The 21,383-nt window shown below is 60.2% G+C and carries 19 protein-coding genes; 10 read left to right on the top strand and 9 right to left on the bottom strand.

The features are described from left to right. Nucleotides 1-53 precede the first annotated feature (53 nt). The 6 genes from P8A24_RS05595 (at nucleotide 54) to dnaE (ending at nucleotide 6,699) form a co-directional block, all read left to right on the top strand. Complete coding sequence (locus P8A24_RS05595; protein ID WP_278057639.1) at nucleotides 54-632, top strand: DivIVA domain-containing protein; 579 nt, start codon at nucleotides 54-56, stop codon at nucleotides 630-632. A 66-nt stretch (nucleotides 633-698) separates the two neighbouring features. Beyond that, complete coding sequence (locus P8A24_RS05590; RefSeq protein WP_278057638.1) at nucleotides 699-1,181, top strand: signal peptidase II; 483 nt, start codon at nucleotides 699-701, stop codon at nucleotides 1,179-1,181. Continuing rightward, nucleotides 1,178-2,098 (top strand): RluA family pseudouridine synthase, encoded by a 921-nt coding sequence (locus P8A24_RS05585; RefSeq protein WP_278057637.1) that lies wholly within the window; start codon nucleotides 1,178-1,180, stop codon nucleotides 2,096-2,098. The genes P8A24_RS05590 and P8A24_RS05585 overlap by 4 nt, the downstream gene beginning before the upstream one ends. Further along, a complete protein-coding gene (locus P8A24_RS05580; RefSeq protein ID WP_278057636.1) occupies nucleotides 2,095-2,550 on the top strand; it encodes a GNAT family N-acetyltransferase in 456 nt (151 codons plus the stop codon). The genes P8A24_RS05585 and P8A24_RS05580 overlap by 4 nt, the downstream gene beginning before the upstream one ends. Nucleotides 2,551-2,609: 59 nt before the next feature. Then, entirely contained in the window at nucleotides 2,610-3,056 is a 447-nt protein-coding gene (locus P8A24_RS05575) for a GNAT family N-acetyltransferase (RefSeq protein WP_278057635.1), read from the top strand. Nucleotides 3,057-3,147: 91 nt separating this feature from the next. Beyond that, nucleotides 3,148-6,699 carry a DNA polymerase III subunit alpha gene (dnaE, locus tag P8A24_RS05570; protein WP_278057634.1) on the top strand — a complete coding sequence of 1,184 codons (3,552 nt, stop codon included), beginning with the start codon at nucleotides 3,148-3,150 and terminating at the stop codon, nucleotides 6,697-6,699. A 91-nt stretch (nucleotides 6,700-6,790) separates the two neighbouring features. Here dnaE and P8A24_RS05565 read toward each other — a convergent pair whose 3' ends face one another. The 6 genes from P8A24_RS05565 to P8A24_RS05540 form a co-directional block, all read right to left on the bottom strand. Next, nucleotides 6,791-7,015 carry an RNA-binding S4 domain-containing protein gene (locus tag P8A24_RS05565; protein WP_278057633.1) on the bottom strand — a complete coding sequence of 75 codons (225 nt, stop codon included), beginning with the start codon at nucleotides 7,013-7,015 and terminating at the stop codon, nucleotides 6,791-6,793. A gap of 169 nt (nucleotides 7,016-7,184) precedes the next feature. After that, on the bottom strand, nucleotides 7,185-7,775 hold the full coding sequence (locus P8A24_RS05560) for a DedA family protein (RefSeq protein WP_278057632.1): 591 nt from the start codon (nucleotides 7,773-7,775) through the stop codon (nucleotides 7,185-7,187). A gap of 204 nt (nucleotides 7,776-7,979) precedes the next feature. Next, nucleotides 7,980-8,384 (bottom strand): Fur family transcriptional regulator, encoded by a 405-nt coding sequence (locus P8A24_RS05555; RefSeq protein ID WP_278057631.1) that lies wholly within the window; start codon nucleotides 8,382-8,384, stop codon nucleotides 7,980-7,982. A gap of 10 nt (nucleotides 8,385-8,394) precedes the next feature. Next, entirely contained in the window at nucleotides 8,395-9,270 is an 876-nt protein-coding gene (locus P8A24_RS05550; protein ID WP_278057630.1) for a metal ABC transporter permease, read from the bottom strand. Beyond that, complete coding sequence (locus tag P8A24_RS05545) at nucleotides 9,267-10,013, bottom strand: metal ABC transporter ATP-binding protein (RefSeq protein WP_278057629.1); 747 nt, start codon at nucleotides 10,011-10,013, stop codon at nucleotides 9,267-9,269. The genes P8A24_RS05550 and P8A24_RS05545 overlap by 4 nt, the downstream gene beginning before the upstream one ends. 71 nt (nucleotides 10,014-10,084) lie before the next feature. Continuing rightward, nucleotides 10,085-11,164 (bottom strand): metal ABC transporter substrate-binding protein, encoded by a 1,080-nt coding sequence (locus P8A24_RS05540; protein ID WP_278057628.1) that lies wholly within the window; start codon nucleotides 11,162-11,164, stop codon nucleotides 10,085-10,087. Between the two features lie 192 nt (nucleotides 11,165-11,356). On the opposite strand from P8A24_RS05540, the gene P8A24_RS05535 reads away from it, so the two are divergent. The 3 genes from P8A24_RS05535 to dusB are packed head-to-tail and all read left to right on the top strand — an operon-like array spanning nucleotide 11,357 to nucleotide 15,179. Further along, complete coding sequence (locus P8A24_RS05535; RefSeq protein ID WP_278057627.1) at nucleotides 11,357-12,751, top strand: glycine--tRNA ligase; 1,395 nt, start codon at nucleotides 11,357-11,359, stop codon at nucleotides 12,749-12,751. Further along, on the top strand, nucleotides 12,751-13,968 hold the full coding sequence (locus P8A24_RS05530; RefSeq protein ID WP_278057626.1) for a YibE/F family protein: 1,218 nt from the start codon (nucleotides 12,751-12,753) through the stop codon (nucleotides 13,966-13,968). The genes P8A24_RS05535 and P8A24_RS05530 overlap by 1 nt, the downstream gene beginning before the upstream one ends. Beyond that, complete coding sequence (dusB, locus tag P8A24_RS05525; RefSeq protein ID WP_278057625.1) at nucleotides 13,965-15,179, top strand: tRNA dihydrouridine synthase DusB; 1,215 nt, start codon at nucleotides 13,965-13,967, stop codon at nucleotides 15,177-15,179. Before P8A24_RS05530 ends, dusB begins: the two co-directional genes overlap by 4 nt. Before the next feature lie 33 nt (nucleotides 15,180-15,212). Here the strand turns inward: dusB and P8A24_RS05520 are convergent, their stop codons facing one another. The 3 genes from P8A24_RS05520 to P8A24_RS05510 all read right to left on the bottom strand — a co-directional run bounded on the left by P8A24_RS05520 (nucleotide 15,213) and on the right by P8A24_RS05510 (nucleotide 20,048). Then, nucleotides 15,213-16,487, bottom strand: a complete 1,275-nt coding sequence (locus P8A24_RS05520) for an ATP-binding protein (protein WP_278057624.1) — start codon at nucleotides 16,485-16,487, stop codon at nucleotides 15,213-15,215. A gap of 435 nt (nucleotides 16,488-16,922) precedes the next feature. Continuing rightward, a complete protein-coding gene (locus P8A24_RS05515; protein WP_278057623.1) occupies nucleotides 16,923-18,857 on the bottom strand; it encodes a CAP domain-containing protein in 1,935 nt (644 codons plus the stop codon). A gap of 231 nt (nucleotides 18,858-19,088) precedes the next feature. Beyond that, nucleotides 19,089-20,048 carry a hypothetical protein gene (locus tag P8A24_RS05510; RefSeq protein ID WP_278057622.1) on the bottom strand — a complete coding sequence of 320 codons (960 nt, stop codon included), beginning with the start codon at nucleotides 20,046-20,048 and terminating at the stop codon, nucleotides 19,089-19,091. A gap of 57 nt (nucleotides 20,049-20,105) precedes the next feature. Between P8A24_RS05510 and P8A24_RS05505 the strand changes: the two genes are divergently transcribed. Then, nucleotides 20,106-21,350 carry a deoxyguanosinetriphosphate triphosphohydrolase gene (locus P8A24_RS05505; protein WP_278057621.1) on the top strand — a complete coding sequence of 415 codons (1,245 nt, stop codon included), beginning with the start codon at nucleotides 20,106-20,108 and terminating at the stop codon, nucleotides 21,348-21,350. Nucleotides 21,351-21,383 lie beyond the last annotated feature (33 nt).

The raw sequence follows: 21,383 nt of genomic DNA, 5'->3' as shown, positions 1-21,383 counted from the left end.
GTAGTCTAGTCCACGTACGCACGTAACTAATGAGACCTACGAGGTGAACACCAATGGCACAGCTTCTTACTGAGACTGACGTTGTGAACATGCGCTTCAAGGAGCCCCAGCGCGTCGAAGAGGGCTATGACCAGGACGAGGTGGATTTCTTCCTCGATGAGGTCGCCTACTCGATCACGAAATACCGCGAGGAGAACGAGAAGCTGAAGGCTGAACTTCAGGCCGCTCAGGCTCGCGTGACTGAGCTGGAAAACAACGGCGCCCAGGCTGAGGCGGCTCCTGCTACCGATGCCACCTCCACCGCCGCTCTCGCTTCCACCCCGGGTGGCAACGAGGCTCAGAGCGCCGCTGGCATGCTCTCCCTCGCTCAGCGCCTGCATGATGAGTACGTGGCGAACGGCAAGGCGGAGTCTGAGCGCATTGTGTCGGAGGCAGAGGCTGAGAAGACCCGCATCATCACCGAGGCTGAGGAAGTGCACAACCGCACCCTCACCAAGCTCGAGGAGGAGCGTTCGGTTCTCGAGCGCAAGATCGCCGAGCTTCGCGAGTTCGAGCGCGATTACCGTACGCGTCTGAAGAGCTACCTCGAGTCGCTGCTTGCAAACGTGGATTCGAAGTCCGAGCAGAAGTAAGCGATTTACTTTTCTTCTCAAAGGGAGGCGGCCAGAGGCCGCCTCCCTTTGTAGTACTCTAGGGGAGTGAAAATCCGTAACTTTTCTGTGGCGATGGCTCTGGGCATCGTGCTGGTCCTTGCCGATCTTCTCACCAAACAGTGGGCGCTGGCGGCTCTCGCTGACGGCCGCACTGTCCCAATTCTGGGCGAGTGGCTCGGCCTGAAGCTCATCTTCAACTCTGGCGCCGCGTTCTCCTTCCTCAACGGACACACGTGGGTTTTCACGATCCTCGCCACGCTCGCTACGGTGTTGTTGCCATACGCAGTGTGGAAAGCGGATCGTCTTCCACTCAAGTGCACGGTCGCGGCGATCTGGGCGGGCGCCGTCGGTAACCTCATTGACCGCCTTTTCCGCGAGCCCGGATTTGGCGTGGGCCACGTGGTGGATTTCATCAAGTACGGAAACCTGTTTATTGGGAACGTTGCGGACATCGTGTTGGTGGTGGCCGTGGTGATTCTGATTGTGGTTGTTGGGCGGGAGGACGCCCGGAAAGGGGCGGCCAAGTGAGCACGTATCTTGTTCCTCCGGGGTTCGACGGCGATCGTATTGATTCGGTGTTGGCTTCGCTCACGGGCCTGTCGCGTTCGAAAGCTGCTGCACTGGTTGCGGGCGGCCAGGTCTCTCTTGACGGGCGCGGGGTTGGCAAATCCGAACGCGTCAGTGCGGGCGCGGTCATCAGCGCACAGCTTCCGCCGCCGCCGTCGCCTGAGCCCCAACCCACACCGATCGACAACCTCCACCTCCTATACGAAGATGCGGATATCGTCGTCGTCGATAAGCCTGCGGGAGTTGCTGCGCACGCCTCTTTAAACTTCGAAGGTCCCAACGTTCTGGGCGCGCTGCTGGGCGCAGGGATTACTCTCACCACCTCGGGCCCGCCCGAGCGTAAGGGGATCGTGCACCGCCTCGACGTCGGAACAACTGGCGCGATGGTCGTCGCCAAGTCCGAACGTGCCTACACGGTACTCAAGCGAGCCTTCAAGGAGCGCACGGTCACCAAGATCTATCACGCGCTCGTACAAGGCCATCCGGACCCACTCTCGGGCACGATCGAGGCGCCAATCGGGCGCGATTTTCGTCACCAATGGAAAATGGGGATCCGTGAAGATGGCAAGCGAGCGGTCACCCATTACGACACGCTCGAGGCGATGGCAGGGGCCACTTTGTGCGAAGTTCACTTGGAAACGGGCCGCACCCACCAGATCCGTGTGCACATGAGCGCGATCAAGCACCCGTGTGTGGGCGACGAAATGTACGGCGCAGATATGGCTCTGGGTGAACGTCTGAGGCTGACACGCCAGTGGCTCCATGCGGTACGGTTGGGCTTTGCGCATCCGGTCACCGGTAAGTACGTGGAGTTCACGTCGCAGTACCCGGCAGACCTACAAAAGGCGTTAGACATGATGAGAGAGGGGATGTTATGAAGATTGAACGCGTAAAAGACGACATGGTTGGCCTGCGCCGCACCTGGATGATTCGCCACGATGTGTTCGTGGAGGAGCAAAACTGGCCGGTCGAGGAGGAAGTGGACGAGTTCGATCACGATCCCCGCACCACTCACGTGATTGCTGTTTCGGATGAGGGTGAGGATCTTGCCACGGCCCGTATTATTTTCGAAGAGCCGGGCCGCGTGCGTATCACGCGCGTCGCAGTGAATTCGCACGCTCGTGGCGATGGTGTGGGCAAGGAGCTCATGAAGGGCGTCGCACGGATCGCCCTCGAGGATTACGCGGTGGACGGCCAGGTTCATCTCGTTCTCGCAGCGCAGGAGCACGCGGTGCCGTTCTATGAGACTCTCGGCTACACCCGGGCTGAGGGCGGCTACGAGTATGTGGGCATTAAGCATTTTGAGATGGATCAGACCATCACGGCCTGACAATGGCACACTGGGATCGGCCCTTCGGGGCCGATTCTTTTACCCGAAGGGAGGCCACCATGGAAATCATTGAGGTTTCCACGCCCGAAGAGCTGAAGCGCGCGTGGGATATTCGCTTGGATGTGTTCGTTGGCGAGCAGCAGGTTCCGATTGAGGAAGAGATCGACGATGCGGATTTGGCGCCGAGCACGCTGCACGTGCTCGCGACGGCGGAGGGCACCGACGTCGGCACGGCGCGGCTTCTCGAGGACGCACCTGGGCACTATCACATTGGGCGCGTCGCGGTCCGCAAGGATGCTCGTGGCACCGGCGTCGGGCGGGCGCTCATGGAGTACCTCGCGCGTGCCGCGGCGCAGCGAGCCTGTGGGCGGGCCGAGATTGTGCTCTCCGCGCAGGAACAGGCGATGGGCTTTTACTCCTCGCTCGGCTATGAGGTAGTGGACGGACGGACGTATCTGGACGCGGGGATCGCGCACCAGGATATGCGCCTCGTCGTGGGCGAGTAAACCGCAAGTTTCCGGGCGAAACTCGCTCACCGACGTCGGCGCTGTGGCGTAGCTCGTAGCCTTCGCGGGCGAGGAAAAGTACACTAGGCGCATGGCCGATTTTGCTCATCTTCACGTTCACACTGATTACTCACTCCTCGACGGCGCGGCGAAAATCAAGAAGCTCATTGCGGAGGTGAAGGCGCAGGGGCAGAGTGCGGTGGCGATCACCGACCACGGCTATATGTATGGCGCCTACGATTTTTACAAGACGGCCACGGCGGAGGGGATCAAGCCGATTATCGGCGTGGAAGCATACATGACTCCGGGTACGTCGCGTTTTGACAAGACGCGCGTGCAGTGGGGAACTGAGGCACAGAGGGCCGATGATGTGTCGGCGCGTGGCGCCTATACGCACATGACGTTGCTGGCCGAAAACAACACGGGCCTGCACAACCTGTTCCGGCTCAATTCGCTTGCGGCTACCGAGGGCTTGATGGGTAAGTGGCCGCGCATGGATCGTGATCTGCTCCAGCGCTATCACGAGGGGATTATCGGCACGGCAGGGTGCCCGTCGGGGGAAATTCAGACGAGGCTTCGCCTGGGCCAGAAGGAAGAGGCCTACAAGGCGGCTGGTGAGTTCCAGGATATTTTCGGCAAGGATAATTTCTTTGTGGAGATCATGGATCACGGGATCGAGATTGAGCATCGCGTGCAAAAAGACCTGCTCGAACTCGCCAAGTCCATTGGTGCGCCGATTATTGCGACGAATGATTCACACTATGTGAAGAAGGAAGATGCGCGAATCCAGGATGCGATGCTGTGTATCAACTCTGGTTCCACGCTCATGGATCCGGATCGTTTCAAGTTCGACGGCTCGGGATATTACCTGCGTTCGACGGCGGAGATGCAGCAGCTTTTCGGTGAGATTCCGGGAGCGATCGAGAATACGTTGTGGATCGCAGAGCGCTGTAATGTCTCGTTCCAAACCACCGACGACGGTGCCAACTACATGCCTGCCTTCCCCGTTCCAGAAGGTGAGGACGAATTCACGTGGTTCGTGAAGGAAGTGGAGAAGGGCCTCCACTGGCGCTACGGCGATGTGATTCCCGACGACGTTCGTGCCCGTGTCGATTATGAATCCCAAGTGATTTTGCAGATGCGTTACCCGGGGTACTTCCTCGTGGTGTCGGATTACATTCGCTGGGCGCGTGAGCACGGTATTCGTGTGGGGCCGGGCCGTGGTTCTGGCGCAGGATCGATGGTGGCCTATGTTTTGGGGATTACTCAGCTTGATCCGATCAAACACGATCTGCTGTTTGAGAGGTTCTTGAACCCGGAGCGTATTTCGATGCCCGATATCGACGTCGATTTCGACGATCAGCGCCGTGAAGAGGTGATCAAGTATGTGGAGGAGAAGTACGGCAAGGACAAGGTCTCCCAGGTGGTCACGTTCGGCACGATTAAGGCCAAGCAATCACTGAAGGATTCTTCGCGCGTGCTCGGCCATCCGTACGAGATGGGTGATCGCCTCACCAAGGCGATGCCGCCGGGTGTGATGGGCAAGGACATTCCGGTGAATTCCATCTACGATCCGAAGCATCCGCGTTATGCGGAGGCTGTGGAGTTCCGTGAGACGGTGGATAACGATCCGGATGCTCAGAAGGTGTTTGAGCTCGCGAAGGGGCTTGAAGGTCTTGTGCGCCAGACGGGCGTGCATGCGTGTGCTGTGATTATGTCGTCGAAGACTCTTTCAGACGTGATCCCGATGATGAAGCGCGCCGCTGATGACGCTGTGCTTACCCAGTTTGAATACCCGCAGTGTGAGGAGCTGGGCTTGGTGAAGATGGATTTCTTGGGCCTGTCGAACCTCACGGTGATCAACAAGACGCTCGAGAACATCCGCAATAATGGCAAGGAAGCGCCGGATATCGACGCGATCCCCCTCGATGATAAAACGACCTTCGAGATGCTGGCGAGGGCGGAAACTCTCGGTATTTTCCAGCTCGATGGCGGCGGCATGCGAACGCTCCTCAAGCAGATGAAGATCGACACCTTCGACGACATTTCCGCCGTGTCCGCGTTGTACCGCCCGGGCCCGATGGGTGCGAACTCGCACACGAACTACGCTCTGCGCAAGAACGGCCTGCAGGAGAAGACCCCCATCCATCCTGAGCTCGCTGAGCCCTTGGAAGAGATTCTTGGCCCCACTCATGGCCTGATCGTGTTCCAGGAGCAGGTGATGCGTATTGCGCAGAAGGTGGCGGGCTTTTCGCTTGGCCAGGCGGACGTTTTGCGTAAGGCGATGGGTAAGAAGAAGGCTGAGGTGCTTCAACAGCAGTTCGCGGGCTTCTCCCAGGGCATGCTCGATAACGGCTATTCCAAAGAGTGTATCGACACTCTGTGGGAGATCCTCGTGCCGTTCTCCTCGTACGCGTTCAACAAGTCGCACTCGGAAGCTTACGGCCTGGTGTCGTACCAGACGGCCTATCTGAAGGCGCACTTCCCGGTGGAGTTCATGGCGGCGCTGCTCACGTCGAACGCGTCGAACAAGACGAAGGTAGCCACCTATCTTGCCGAGTGCCGCCGCATGGGGATTAAAGTGAATGTTCCGGATGTGAACGAGTCGCTTGGCGATTATTCGGCTGTTGGCGAGGAGATCCGTGTGGGCCTCGGTTCGGTGCGAAGTGTGGGAACCCAGGTGGTGGAGGGGATCGTGAACGCCCGAAAGGAGAAAGGCGCCTACTCCTCGTTCCAGGATTTCCTGGACAAGATCCCTCAGAGCGCGTGTAATAAGCGGGCCTTGGAGTGCCTAGTGAAGGCAGGGGCATTCGATTCGCTTGGTGTGGCGCGCCGCCCGTTGCTCACGATTGTGGATGAGGCAGTGGACGCCGTTTCGAGCGTGAAGAAGAACGAGGCGGCTGGCCAGTTTGATCTGTTCGCGGATCTGGGTGGTTCTGCGGCTGCCGAGATCGGCGGTGGCTTTACGGTGGAGATCCCGAATCTCCCCGAGTGGCCGAAGAAGGAAAAACTCAACTTCGAAAAGGATATGCTGGGCCTGTACGTCTCGGATCATCCGCTCTCGGGGATGGAGCCGTACCTGAATCGCGCTGCCGACCACACAGTGGTGGGCTTGGATCCGGATGAAGGCATTGGCGACAACGAGCAGGTGACGATCGCTGGCCTGATCACCGCTGTCCAGACCCGTATCTCGAAGAAGAACGGAAAGACGTGGGCAACGGCCACTGTCGAGGACCTGACGGGTTCGATCGAAGTGAACTTCTTCCCGGCGACCTACCAGCAGGTTTCCTCGATGCTTCGCCCGGATCAGGTGGTCCAGCTGACGGCACGAACATCGGTTCGCGACGGCGCGCTCCAGCTCAACGCCCGTGAAATGCGCTTGCCGGCGCCAGGCGATCTGGATGCGAATGCGCCGATCGAGCTGAAGATCGCAGAGACGATGCTCACCTCGCAGCTCGTTGAGCATCTAGGTAATGTGCTCTCGCGCTACCCGGGAAATGCACCGGTGCGTATCCATGTGCGCCGGATGGACCGCACCACGGTTCTCCAGCTCGATTCGAAATTCGATGTGAACCCGGATCCGTCCCTGTATGCCGATCTCCAGGTGCTCCTCGGCCGCGGCTCAATCATGCGAGGCTATTAATCAACAAGCGGTATCGCCGGACGAAACGGCGGGTTTTCACGAAGTGTTTTCGTGGAAACCCGCCGTTTCGGTTCAAGCACTTGATTCGTTATCAGCGTGCGGCGACCTTGATCTGCACGAGCTGGCCGTCCATCGTGGTGGCGGAGACGACGTCGCCTTCGGCGAGCTTGTGACGGCGACGGGTTTCCACCTCGCCGTTCACGGAGAATGCGCCCTCGGAGATGGCTTCAGCGGCCTGACCGCCGGTTTCGGTGAGGCCAGCAAGTTTAATGAATTGTCCGAGCTCGATCGGGAGCTTCACTGCAAAAGTATCCATAGCGCTATTCTCCCGCGGACGCCTTCCAGAAGCCAATCTAGTATCGGAGCGAACCGCATCCGGACACGCCGCTTCTGGGCTATGGTGGGAGCACCCCTCCACGCCTGCGGCGCGGAGCCTCCCCCTTACGCCCTGAAGCGACGTTTCCTCCTACGGTTCTGCGGGCCAGCTACTTCTCCGGGGCGAGTTCTTTTTGTTCGGTTGCGACCTCGCGTGCCAGCTCGCTGGGGGAGTAGTGGGCGTCGTCGCCGAGGATCTTGTCGGTGATTGCCCGCTTGCGGTAGATGGCGTAACCGAGAAGGGCGACGGCGATGCCAGCAAGGACGATTGCGATTGGGTTCGCGGCGATTGCAAGCACCACTGCTTGCCAGGCTGCCCATCCGATCGTGGAGTAGATCGTGGCCCACATGAGTGCACCGGGCAAAGCGGCGAGCGCAAAGAATCCCCACGCGGTGCCCACAACTCCCGCGGCAAACATGATCGCGGATTGGAACCCGACGGTGAGGAAGCCGAGTGGGATGGCCGGCCACCCGCGTCGGCGAAGGAAATCCATGCCTTTCGCAACGGAGGGCGAGTGAGCAGCCGCCCAGATTGCGCCGCGCCAGCCGGCGGGTTTGGTGTCCGATTCGATGACGAGCCTGCGCGCGAGCCGGCCGATCGCGTAGGTGGTGTGAGCGCGCATTGATGCGCCGGCGAAGAGGAAAAGGAACACCCACACGATAGGGCCATCTGCGAGGAAGTTTTTGAGCCAATCGAACATGGTTTCGATGTTAATGGCTTTAGGACGAAAAGCCCACTGTTTACGTAATGAGCGGCTTTCGTATATCGAGAAAACGGCGTGTTTTCGTCATCTTGGCGACAAACTGGTTAAGGATTGTCGTCGACGTCGAGCCGGGTGTGGTCGCACACAACCGGGCTCCGACGTCGTCAATCCCGACGCCGGAGCCCGGTTGGAAAAACTCTCCTACGCCTGCGCGAGCTCAGCCGTGCACGTGGCGCACAGCCCCCACACCTCGAGGGAGTGGCTCGTCTGGGTGAAGCCGTGCTCAGCAGCGACCTTATCTGCCCAGGATTCGAGAATATCCGTGGTCAACTCCACCGTAGTGCCACAGCGGCGGCACACCAGGTGATGATGGTGGTGATCGTCCGCGCAGTAGCGGTAGTATGCGGTCTCGGAATCGCCTGGGCGGATCACATCCACCAGGCCAGATTCGGCCATGGTCTGCAGGTTGCGGTACACGGTGGCCAGGCCGATCGACGAACCCTCGTTCGCCAGCAAATCGTGGATTTCCTGTGCCGATTTGAACGCGTTCGTGCCCTTCATCAGGTCAGTGATCGCCGTGCGCTGGCGAGTCATTCGCTGAATCATAGTCTCTCTTTCATTCTGCAGGGGTATTGCTTGCAATATTACGCGTGAAAATCCGCGATGCAAGGGGGCGAAGCGCCGCAACGATCGCGTAGAGAATAATCGCGTAGATGACGATCGTTGCGCCCGGGCTCCACGGCTTGACATATGTTGTGGTCAGGCCCGCAAGGGAGACCACCACGCCAATTCCCATTGCAATGTGCATGGTGGCGCGGAACGAGCGGGTGGTGAGCTGGGCGATTGCTACCGGCACAATCATGAGCGCCGACACCATGAGCGCGCCCACCACACGCATCGAAACAGAAACTGTCAGCGCTGCCGTTACCGAAACCAGAGCAGACAGGAACGGCACGTTCAAGCCAGAAGCGCGCGCATGTTCTTCGTCGAGACACAAAACAAACAGCGGCCCGCGTAGCCCCAGCCCGACGGCGAGGATAAAGAGCGTCAGTGCGATCGTCCAGTACACGTCCGCCTCACGCACGGTCGAAATCGAGCCGAAGAGGTAGGCGTTGAGGTTTGCGGTGGTGCCGCCAGCGATTCCGATCAGGAGCACGCCGCCAGCGATTCCCCCGTAAAACAAGATGGCGAGGGCGACGTCGCCTGCCGTATGGCCCGAGGAGCGCATCCACTCGATGCCGAGCGCGCCGAGCACAGAGGCGACGATCGCGCCGGGGATCGCCCACGCCTCCACCGAAGCGGCGTTCGCTGCGGAGGCTGCGAGCCAGCCGAGCGCGACGCCGGTCAGCGCGATGTGCCCGATTCCGTCACCGAGCAACGTGAGCCGACGCTGCACCAGATAGGTTCCGATCACTGGCGCCGTGAGCCCGACGAGGATCGCCACAATGAATGCGCGCTGCATGAGCGGCGAAGAAAGCATGTCGTAAATCATCGGACGGTTCCTCCCATATGGGGCGTGCGGAAGTGTGGAGCCTGGGGTGCGTGCTCGTCGAGGTGGTCGCAATCGGGGCCAGTAGTGAGCGAAGCGACCCGCCCAGCCTCGAGAACGAGCGTCGAATCAATGAGCGTCTCGAGGCCGTAAAGCTCGTGGAGAATGAGAACCGTCGTGGCGCCGCGCTCGCGAGCAGTGGCGAGGGTGGCGATGATCTTGTCGCGCGAATCGGAATCGACGCCGGCGAATGGCTCGTCGAGCACGATCAGATCCGGGTTCTTCACGAGTGCGCGTGCAATGAGGACGCGCTGCTGCTGGCCGCCGGAGAAGGTCTGTACGGATTCGTGTGCGCGGTGGGCGAGACCCACCTGTTCGAGAGCGGCGAGCGCCGCGGCTTTCGCGCCGCGGCGGGGGAGAAGGTGGCGACCGTATGTCATCCCACTCATCACGGTTTCCAGCGCAGTTGAGGGCACCCCCGACGTCGTCGTCACGCGTTGTGGAGCGTAGCCGATGCGTCCCCACGCAACGTGAGACCGGTTCGTGATCGGTGTGCCGAACACTGTTACTGTTCCGGATTCGATCGGATGGATCCCTACCAACGTTTTGATCAGTGTGGTCTTGCCCGAGCCGTTCGCGCCGAGCACGGCCAGCGTTTCGCCTTGAGTTACCGTGAACGATACGTCGTTCAGGATTCGTGTTGCGCCGAGCCTCACGTTGAGTCTCGAAGCTTCAATCACGTGCATCTATTCTTCGTCTCCTTGAAAAATCAGGGCGTGAGCTCAGCTCACGCCCTGATTCTATTGATCCTTGCAGATCACTTGCACTTCATCGCGCTCTTGAGGAGCTTGAGGTTGTTCTCCATCACGGCGATGTAATCCTTTACTGGATCCATCTGCGACACGGCTGGGTCGAGAAGCTCAACAGTTGCGCCTGCTTCCTTCGCCACAGCCTCGGCGCCCTTCCTCTCGCCGTCGGAGGTCGCGAAGATGACGGTGGAGCCAGCCTTCTTCATGGTGTCGGTGACTTCCTTGATGCGTGCCGGCGACGGCTCGGTATCCGGATCGATGCCCGCGATACCCACCTGGGTGAGCTTGTTCTCGTCGGCGAGGTAGCCGAACGCCTGGTGGGTGACGACGAAGGTGGTCGATTCGCACTTCTGAGCGTTCAGTGCGTCCTTGTACTCCTTGGCGAGCGCATCGAGCTTGCCCTTGAGCTTCTCGCCGTTGGCCTTGTAAGTATCGGCGTTGGCCGGATCGATCTCCGAGAGAGTCTTCACTACCGGCGCGACGGCGAGCGCCATGCGCGACGGGTCAGTGAAGAAGTGAGGATCGAACGCGCCGTGATCGTGGCCGTCGTGATCGTGATCGGCGTCGGCTGAGCCGGAAGCTTCTGCCGCGTGGTCGTGATCGTGATCGGCGTCGGCAGACCCGGAAGCCTCGGCCTCGTGATCGTGCCCCTCAGCTGCGTGGTCGTGGCCTTCGTGATCGTGATCCTCGGACTCGGCGTTCGGGCCGAGCTGCGCCGGGGTCAGCAGATTGACGGAATCGCCAATGTTGACAACCGGTTTGATCGAAACGTTGGAGGCGGCTTCGTCGATCGCGGAGGAGAAGCCCTTAATGTAGAGCATCGCCTTGGTCTTCTCAATGGAAGAAACATCGGCGGGGGAGACTTCGGCGTCGTGTGCGGACGCGCCCGGAGCGGTGAGTTCGTTGACCTTCACCTTGCCACCGGAAACTTCGTTCACAAGGAACTCGATCGGGTACATCGAAGTGGTCACAGAGACCTCGCCAGCAACGGCGGAATTCGAAGAGTTCGCGGACGTGCCATTTGAGGAGCACGCTGCGAGAGACAGAGCGGTTGCCGCAATCACGGCGAGAGATTTATTCAACTTCATGAGAACAATTCTTGGAACTGTTCTCGACCTTGTCAACTAAGGGAATGCTTAGGTGTTGAGCACAACACGCCCGCCCAGGGTGGGGAAACCTGGGCGTGGCTCCTACAATGGAAAGGTACGTCGGTCAACCGGCGATGCGGCAAAGGTCCGCCACTGCATCATCCAGATGCAGAAAAGAAAGGAGCACAACGCATGGCCAAACCGGCTCCATCGCGTCTCGATAACGTCATCTCGCTGGCAAAGCGTCGCGGCTTTGTTTTCCCTGCGGGCGAAATCTACGGTGGCACCCGCTCGGCGTGGGATTACGGCCCGCTGGGTGTGGAATTGAAGGAGAACATCAAGCGTCAGTGGTGGCGTGCGAACGTGACTGCCCGCGAGGATGTGGTCGGCCTCGATTCGTCGATTATTCTTCCGCGCGAGGTTTGGGTGGCCTCGGGCCACGTTGCAACTTTCTCCGATCCGCTGATCGAGTGCCAGTCGTGCCACAAGCGCCTGCGTGAGGACGAGCTGAAAGAAAACTACGCCGCCAAGCACGGGGTCGAGGAAGCCGACGTCGATATGGCGGACGTGCCGTGCCCCAACTGTGGCACTCGCGGCCAGTGGACGGAATCAAAGCCGTTCTCGGGCCTGCTCAAGACGTACCTTGGCCCGGTTGACGACGAGGCCGGCCTGCACTACCTGCGTCCGGAAACCGCGCAGGGTATTTTCGTGAACTTCGCGAACGTCCTCACCGCCTCGCGTAAGAAGCCGCCATTCGGCATCGGCCAGGTGGGTAAGTCGTTCCGTAACGAGATCACGCCGGGCAACTTCATTTTCCGTACTCGCGAGTTTGAGCAGATGGAGCTCGAGTACTTCGTCAAGCCGGGCGAAGATGAAGAGTGGCACCAGAGCTGGATTGATGCCCGCCTGGCTTGGTACAAGGATCTCGGTATCAAGGAAGAGAACCTGCGCCTGTACGAGCACCCCAAGGAGAAGCTCTCGCACTACTCGAAGCGCACGGTGGATATTGAGTACCGTTTCGGTTTCCAGGGCAGCGATTGGGGCGAGCTCGAGGGCATCGCGAACCGTACCGATTTCGATCTGTCGGCCCATTCGGAAGCGTCGGGCAAGAAGCTCGAGTACTTCGATCAGGCAACGGGCGAGCGTTACACGCCGTACGTGATCGAGCCGTCCGCTGGCCTGACGCGCTCCCTGATGGCGTTCCTGACGGACGCCTACACTGAGGACGAGGCTCCGAATACCAAGGGTGGCGTCGACAAGCGCGTTGTGCTCAAGCTTGATCCGCGCCTTGCGCCGGTGAAGGCTGCGGTTCTGCCGCTGTCGCGTTCGGAGAAGCTTTCGCCGCTGGCGAAGGAGCTCGCGGCTCAGCTGCGCAAGAACTGGAACATCGATTTCGACGACGCCGGTGCGGTTGGCCGCCGTTACCGCCGCCAGGACGAGATCGGTACGCCGTTCTGTATCACGGTTGATTTCGATTCCCTCGAGGATAACGCCGTGACCATCCGCGATCGCGACACGATGGAGCAGGTGCGCCTGCCGATCGACGAGGTCGAGGCCTACCTCGCCGGAAAGCTCATCGGAGCTTGATGGCCAAGAAGAGTGGCGTGCCCGGCGGGGAGTTGCTCCCCGCCGGGCACGGGCATACGCACGGTTCAGTTCGGCCCGCGCTGTCAGGCGCGGACCGGCGCCGCGTGCGTGTGATTTTGGCCGCGATCGTCATTCCGCTTGCTGTGGCGGTTCTCGCCGGTTTGATCGCGCTGTGGCCCACGGGGGATTCGAAGATTGGCTCGGTGCCGCTCACGTCGAAGGCCACCTCGCAAAAGATCGCTGAAGTCACCTCGATTGCGCACAAGCCTGACGATCTCGGTCAGGTTGAGGTCAAGGCCCGCATCGACGGCGCCGAAGTACCCGTGCAGGTGCCCTTCGATATTGCCCTCAACGGCATTCATCAGGGGAGCCATATCAAGGTGCTGTTCCAGCCCTCGGGCTTGGACGGCGGTGGCACTCCTTATATTTATTTGGACACGGTTCGTACCGTTCCGCTCCTGGCACTCGTGGCTGTGTATTTGGCGATTGTGTTACTGGTGGCTGGCCGCAAGGGTTTGGCCGCCGTCGTCGGGCTTGCAGTCTCGCTCGCCGTCGTCGCGCTGTTTATGCTTCCCGCGCTGATCGCGGGTTCCTCACCGCTCCTGATCGTGCTGGTGGGGGCGGGGGCGATGATGTTCGCCTCGATCTATCTTGCCCACGGCATCTCGATCCGCACCACCACCGCCGTGATCGGCACCTTTGTTGGGCTGGTTGTCACTGGGCTGATCGCGGCTGGGATGATTCGTTGGGCGGCGATGTCGGGCACTGCTACCGAGGAAGCGATCGCCTTGCTCACGCAGGTGCCAGGCCTGAAAATGAACCAGATCTTGCTGTGCGGAATGATTCTGGCTGGCCTGGGCGCGCTCAACGATGTGACGATCACACAAGTTTCTACGGTGTGGGAGCTCCACAACGCCAACCCTGCCGCCTCGCGCGCGCAAGTGATCAAAGCAGCAATGACGGTCGGCCGCGATCACATCGCCTCCACCGTCTACACGCTCGCGTTTGCCTATGTGGGAACTGCGCTTCCGTTGCTGATGGCGGCGGCGCTGATCGACCGCTCGGTGGGCGATCTTCTCACGATCGCGCAGATCGCTGAGGAAATTATTCGCACGCTTGTGGCCTCGATCGGCTTGATTCTCGCGATCCCGCTCACCACAGCGCTCGCGGCGGCCCTCGCGCCGGTGGCTCCCACAGCCCAGGAAAGGAACCAATGATTCAGCTACAGGACGTCACTGTCGGAACGAACGTGATGCTCGCGCCGATGGCCGGGGTCACGAACCCGCCGTTTCGTCAGCTGTGCCGCGAGTTCGGCGAGGCCGGCGCGCGAGCCGCAGGTCTGGACGTGAAACCGGGCGAGCGCACCACCGGCACCGAGGCGCCTACGGGCTTGTACGTGTGCGAGATGATTACGTCGCGGGCGCTGGTGGAGCGCAACGGCGAAACCATGATGATGATCCAGCCCGATCCGGGTGATCCGGTGCGCTCGATTCAGTTGTATGGCGTCGAGCCAAAGGCGATGTATGAGGCGGCGCGGATCCTTGTGGCTGAGGATTGGGCGGATCATATTGATCTGAATTTTGGTTGTCCGGTGCCGAAGGTCACGCGCAAGGGCGGCGGCAGCGCGTTGCCGTGGAAGTTCGATCTGTACGAGGCGATTATTCGCGCCACCCGCGAGGGAGCGACGGCGGGCGCGAAGGAACGTGGGCATCGCATTCCTGTGACGGCGAAGTTCCGTATCGGGATCGACGCGCAGCATGAGACTTTCCACGAGGTTGCGGAGATTTCGAAAAAGGTGGGGCTCGATGCGCTCACGTTGCATGCTCGCACCACTGTTGAACATTATTCGGGGCAGGCGCATTGGGAGCGCATCGCGGAGCTCAAGGGGATGACGGATCTGCCGGTGTTCGGCAATGGCGACGTGTTCGAGGCCGATGATGCACTGGAGATGATCGAAGCGACCGGCGCCGACGGCGTTGTGGTGGGGCGCGGTTGCCAGGGGCGGCCGTGGCTGTTCTTTGATCTGGTGGCGGCGCTGAATGGTTCGGATGCGCGCTACGCGCCAACGCTCGGCCAGGTGGTGGATGTGATCATGCGCCATGCCCAGCTCTCGATCGATCATTTCGGTGGTGAGATGCGGGCGATGCGCGAAATGCGTAAGCATATTGGCTGGTATTTGAAGGGCTATTCGGCGGGCGGCGATATTCGCCAGCGCCTGGCGCTCGTGGAATCGTACGAGCAGCTGGGGGAGATTCTCCATTCGCTGGATTTGAGCCAGCCGTATCCGGAGGATGCGAAGGGTAAGCGCGGGCGCACAGGCCACGCGAAGAAGGCGCACCTGCCCGATCAATGGCTGGATTCGCATTTCCTGTCAGAGGCGCAGAAAGCGAAGATCCACGAGGCAGAGATCGGAATCTCCGGCGGCTGATCGTGCTCCGCCATCCGCGGCTGGGCGGGCAGGTCACCCGAGCATCGCGAGCGGGACGACCGCGACGCCGTCGGGCCGCCGGTAAGCGGAGGGGCCGGTGTAGACCAGCACCTTATCGAGAAGGCGGTCGCCAAGTTTCTCCTCGAGCCAGTTCAGGTGTTTGACGTCGTTTGCGGTGACTTCCGCTGAGCTTTTTGCTTCGAATGCGATGCATTTGCCGTCGAAACGCTCGAGGATCACGTCTACCTCATGCTCGCCGTTAGGCGTGCGGAAGTGGTACTCGTGAGCCTCAGCGAGAGGCGCGGCGCCGCGCAACGTGAGCAAGAGGAGCGATTCAAAGAGCTGCCCGAAAATCTCCTGTGTTCCGGCATCTGTACTGGTCAAGATATCTTCGCTGACTCCCATCAGGTAGGCTGCGATTCCCGGATCCGCGAGGTGATGTTTCGGCGCCTTACTCAAACGCGTGAACGGCGCATGGGTTGGCATCCACGCAGGCAGAGGGTCAAGGATCCACATCTTTGCCAGCAAATCGCGGTAGTTCAGAGCTGTGCTTTTCGAAGGCTGCTCGCCTTCTGCGGGGAGTGCAGCGGTGAGGATCTTCGTGTATGAGGCTGTTGTGGATGTCGCGGCAGCATACGCGGCAAGCCAGGCACGCAGTGCTGCAGGACGCCGGATGAGTAGCCCGGCCTCAGGCAGATCACGATCAACAATCCGAGTGATATAGCCTTCGATGCTCATGCGGCGAATACGTGGTGAGAGGCCCGTAATCTCTGGAAATCCGGTGGCGCAGATTTCGCGGGCGTAGTCAGCGAACGAGTATCCAGATTCGCCGCGGATCGGGGTTGAACCTTTTTGGTTCGCGAACATGTCGCGTACGAGGATCGTTGGCGTGGTACCGGTACGTTCCGAGAGCGAGAGCGGACGCATCCGCAGGGAGATGATGCGTCCTGCGCCGGAGTGGGTATTGACGCCTGCTGTGGGGCTAGCGCTTCCGGTGAAGAGGAATCGAGTGGCGGACTTTTCGTCGATGAGCCGGCGAGCGGCATCCCATACAGGGGGATAGTGTTGCCACTCGTCCACGAGTACGACGGCGCCTGAGGTGAGTTCCGTTCGAGTTTGTGACGCGACGACGTTGCGTGCGTCTGGCGAATCGAGGCGCAAGATTTTTTCTGCTCGCCGGGAGGCTGTGAGTGTTTTTCCGACGCCTTTGGGGCCATCGATCGCGATGCCGTGTAGCTCGGGGAGGAGCTCATCGAGTGCGAAATCGACGTAGCGAAGAAGGTAATCGCTGGCTTGTTCATTGAGCATGAGAACTCCTCTTGAAAAACACTGAAATCACGCGGAAAAATCGTATCGAAAATTCCTATTAGTCGTTTTTCAAAGATTCTATCAGTCGTTTTACATGAAATCTATCAGTCGTTTTTCGCGGGTTCTACCAGTCGGATTTCAAACATTCAAGCGATCGTCGCACCGTCTGCCATGCGACGTTGCTGAGCGGGAGGGGCAGAGCCGGTGATTGGAATCTCCGGCGGCTGATCGTACTCTGTGAGCCGTGGCTGGGTAGGCGGGTCAGCCGAGCATCGCGAGCGGGACGACCGCCACGCTGCATTATTCGGAAGACTCTATAACGTTATGTGTGTTCTTGGCACTAGGCGCGTGTGAGTGCGGGGTTTCGTGGATATTTCCACGAAACCCCGCACTTTTTGTTATGTGTGTAGCGTGTGCTTGGTGTGTTGAGGGTGCTTAGGGCTGGGCGGGAGTTTTGGGAGCTTCTGCCTTCTTCGCGGCCTCACGCTCGATAGCGCGGTCCACTTCCTTCTGCGCCACATCAACGTCAGCCTTCGCCTTCTCGGCCTTTGCCTCGTCGTTCTTCACGGTATTCTTGGCCGCGTCCACCTTCGCCTGGGCCTCGTCCACGGACTTCTTCGCAGCCTCAACCTTCGACTTATCGAGAGAGTTAGTCTTTGTCTCAATCTCGGCCTTGGCCTTGGTCGCGGCTGCTTCTGCTTCGGCCTGGGCCTTTTCCGCTGTGGTCTGCTCGGCCTTGGCGTTCATCCATTCGGCGTTGGCGTTTTCAACGTCGGTGCGCAACTTGCTGGCCTTGGCCTGGTCGATTTCTGGCGCCGGAAGGTCCACACCCGCAGGGACCTTGGACTCGTAGCGGACGCCTTCCGTTCGAGCCTTGACTGTATCGGTCGGTGCGAGGCGTTTCCCATCGTTAGTAACGTTCCCGTCCTTATCAACACCCGTGTAGGTGTTGTTCAACTTGGAACGGTCGCCTGGGAGTCGGTCGGCCGCATCCGACGGGGCGTAGAGGCCCGGTTCCTTATCCACGGTGGACAACTCGCTGTAGCCTCGCCAGGTGCCGAGAATGTTTCCATTCACCGTGCTCAGGCCAGCCGACTGCGCGATGTAGTCGTTGCTCAGGAGGTTGGCATAGTGGCCGTTAGACTTCTTCCATGCCGCAAAGAGTTGATTAGCAATCTTGTATGGATCGTCGAGGCTTGGTGCGTAAATAACTGCGATATTCTCCCCACCCCACGCGTCGGTGTTCATCATATTGAAGTCGTGGTTAAAGTCGCCGGTGTCAGCAAGGTGCTGTGACCACGCGGTTGCCTTCGAGTTGTGGTAAGCGTTCATCGGGAGCGGGTTCAGGCCAGCCTGGACACGCTGATCGTTCACCATGTAACCCACCAGGTCAGCAATCACAGCCAACTTCTGCTTGGTCGAAAGTTTCGCATAAGCGTCACCCACCTGCGGGTGGAGCACCTTATGGAGTTCAGCGTTGAGGGCGTCCGTGCGCTGCTTCGCAGCCTCAGCAATCGCGCCCTGCTTGGCGGCCTTCGCCTTCTCAGACTGGGCAACCTTCGTCTGCTCGGCCACGGTTGCGCGCAGTGCGTCAAGGTCGTTACCGAGAGCCTTCGCCTGGGCGTCAAGGTCCTTTTGTGCCTGAGTCAGGCGTTCCTTGGCGGCGGTCAGGTTCGCTACAGCGTTCGTGGCCATGTCGCGGTCGGAGGCGAGGGTTGCGAGAGCCTTATCGTAGGCGGCCTTCGCCTTATCCAGGTTCGCGCTCGCCTCGGAAAGGGTCAAAACCTTGTTCACAATCGGCTTCGTCACCTTGTTTACGGTGTCTTTCACCTTCGGGTTGGCGGGCTTCGTTGGCTTTACAGCGGGCTTGGCAGGCTTGGCCTTGTGGGCGGCGGGTGCCACAGTCTTTGCCTTGGGCGGGGGCGTGACGTGGCGGGCAGGAGCCGCCTGGTATGCCGGTGCCGCATGATGACGACCGCGCTGTCCCTGTGTCACAGCCGGAGTGGCCATCGCCTGCGAGAACGCCTGGCCCGAATGCGAACGAGAAGCCATCAAATCATGAGCAGTTTGCGCGCCAGCCGAGCCGTTCGCCGTCGTCGTACCTACTGAAGCTGGGGCAGAATTGGACGTAGACGGAGCCGGAGCAGAACTAGACTCAGCCGCAGCCACGGACGCAGAAGCCTTTGTGGTGGGCTCGGCCGAAGCAGGCGGAGCTTCACTGGTGACCACCGGCGCCGGGGCAGACGTGCTCTCAGCTGGCGTTGATGAACCGGTCGTTGACGTGTCAGTGGAACACGCTGCGAGCGTGCCAGTGGCAAGTGCCACCACCGCAAGAGCAGACGAAAGTGAAGTGAAATAAGAGCGGGACATGTGGATCCTTTCAGTGTATCGAGCGCATGAGAAGCGCTACCACCCCCAATTATCGATACTGGGAAAACACCGAGCAAACACTGAAACAATATTGGGAATCTTTGCGGGGGGGGGGGGAGGGGATTGTTGCACCGATTCGCGGAGCGCAAAGAAATTGGCCTCCCGCATTTGAGGGAACCGTGAGGTTCTCACCGTGGGGAGGCACTGAGGCGAGAAAGCTTAGCTCACCTCTCACACCGTCAGCCACACAACATCTCCCGGCGGGAGGATGAGGTGCTGCTCGTCGTCGGCAGACGGCAACTCGATGCGCGAGGACATCACCACGCGCTGGCGGTGGATCTCCACATTGTCCCAGCCGAAGTTGATCATCACCTCAATGTTTTTGTTGAACAACGAAACAATGCCCTGCCCGGCGCGTGAATCATCCACCGCAAGATTGCCCTGCGGAAGGTTCGCGCTCTGACGCAAACGCAACGTGTGGCGGGTGGAGGGGCTACGCGAGATCACGCCCTGCTCAAAGTTTGCAATACCCGGCAACGCCAAGAAAATCAGCGCCACACCGGCGTCGGAAAGCCGGCCCGCGGCCGCATTAATCGACGAATTCGTGATCATCCATGACGGCACCATCCCCGAACCATTAAAAAACCCGAACGATTCATGCAACAAATCCGTAATATTCTCCGGCGTGAGCGGATCCTTCATGTACGGCAGACGCGCCACGGGAATGAAACCCTTCGGCACAGGGGGAGTGAACGGACCGCCGTCGTTGGTAATCAAGCCGACGGAAAGGAAACCGTCGTCGATTCCTACCTGTGTTGCCATGCCCGCAAGCCGCGAAAACATCGCCGACGGCTCCGTCGTATAGCCAGCATCCAAACCGATACCGATCGAAGAAACAGCCTTCCAATACTCCAGGGCGTCAAGGATCTCCTCATCCGAATGGAAATCCGCGTCCACCCGGCCCACCAGCAAAATGTCGCGCTTGTAAGCCATACGTGCAAGCTTCACCAGATCCAAATCCAGATCCACAATCGGCACCGACAACGTGTTGATTCCTAGACGTGCGCCGCGCTCAATAAACGCCTCCGGGTTCTCGTGCAACTGACGATGCGACGCCCGGAACCACACGTTGCGCTGAAGATCGAGAGCGTTACGGGGGCGTGTGTGAATCACTGTGTAACTTGCTGACATAGCCGGCCTTTCCTCATCCTTTCCTATTGTGGCACGGCAAGCCGCTAAAGTAGAGCCGTGAACTACTCTTCCGAAGATTTAGCCCGATTCGTGCCCGAGGCGGCGAAAAGCCCGTGGCGGAGCGATTTTGAACGCGATCGCGCGCGTCTGATCCACTCCTCAGCACTGCGCCGCCTAGGTGCAAAGACCCAGGTTCTGGGCCCGGAGGCCGACGATTTCATCCGTACCCGCCTCACGCACTCCCTCGAAGTGGCGCAGGTGGGGCGCTCGTTCGCGAAAAACTTCGGCGCCGACCCAGATGTGGTTGAAACCGCCTGCCTCGCGCACGACCTCGGCCACCCACCCTTCGGGCACAACGGCGAGCAAGTCCTCGACGTCGTCGCCTCCGAAATCGGCGGCTTCGAAGGCAACGCGCAAACCCTGCGCATCTTGACCCGTCTCGAGCCGAAGCGCTTCGACGACGCCGGAGCGCCAGCAGGATTGAACCTCACCAGAGCCGTGTTGGACGCCACCGTGAAATACCCGTGGAAGCGACACGAAGGCCCGGCAGGGCAGGCAAGCCCGAAGTTTGGCGCCTACGCCGATGATGTGCCGGTATTCGAGTGGGCACACGGCGGCCACGGGAATGTCAAGAGCGCCGAGGCACAAATGATGGACCTCTCGGACGACATTGCGTATTCAGTGCACGATCTCGAAGATACGATCGTGCGGCGTGCGATGGTTCCCCAGGATTTCGTGGCGAAGGGCGCAGCGGAGCTGGACGCCGTCGTCGAATCGACGCTCGCCTGGTACGGAACGAAAATCTCCGCAGGCGAACTCACGGCGGCAGCGCAGCGCCTCTTCGCCCTTAAGAGCTGGCCGAGCGCCTTCAACGACACGTTGCGCGATCTCGCCCAGCTCAAGGACCTCACATCGGATCTGATTGGGCGGTTCGTTTCCGCGGTCACGGATGCCACGCGCGCCGAGATTGGCTACATGCCGCTCATCCGTTACGCGGGCAACGTGGTGGTTCCGCGCGAAACTCTTGCTGAAATCTACTTCCTCAAGGGGATCGCTGTTCACTATGTGATGGCCCCGCGCGAGCACGAGCCGATCTTCTTCGAACAGCGCACCATGCTCTTCGATCTGGTGGACGCCTTCAGCGAGGATCCGGCGCGCCTCGAGCGCCCGTTCTTTGACGCCTACCAGCGTGCGGAAGACGATGCCGAGCGGTTGCGCGTGGTGATCGACCAGGTAGCCTCGCTCACCGACCAGTCGGCGCGCGCCTACCACGCCTCCCTCGTGGGATTCTTGCGAAACTGACGCTGCACCCGCACGCGGGCGCTGTCTGACCTC

It is taken from the genome of Arcanobacterium wilhelmae, from assembly GCF_029632765.1.
GTDB lineage: Bacteria > Actinomycetota > Actinomycetes > Actinomycetales > Actinomycetaceae > Arcanobacterium > Arcanobacterium wilhelmae.
The sequence above is the reverse complement of the archived record's forward strand: the minus strand, read 5'-3'. Positions and strand labels throughout refer to the sequence as shown.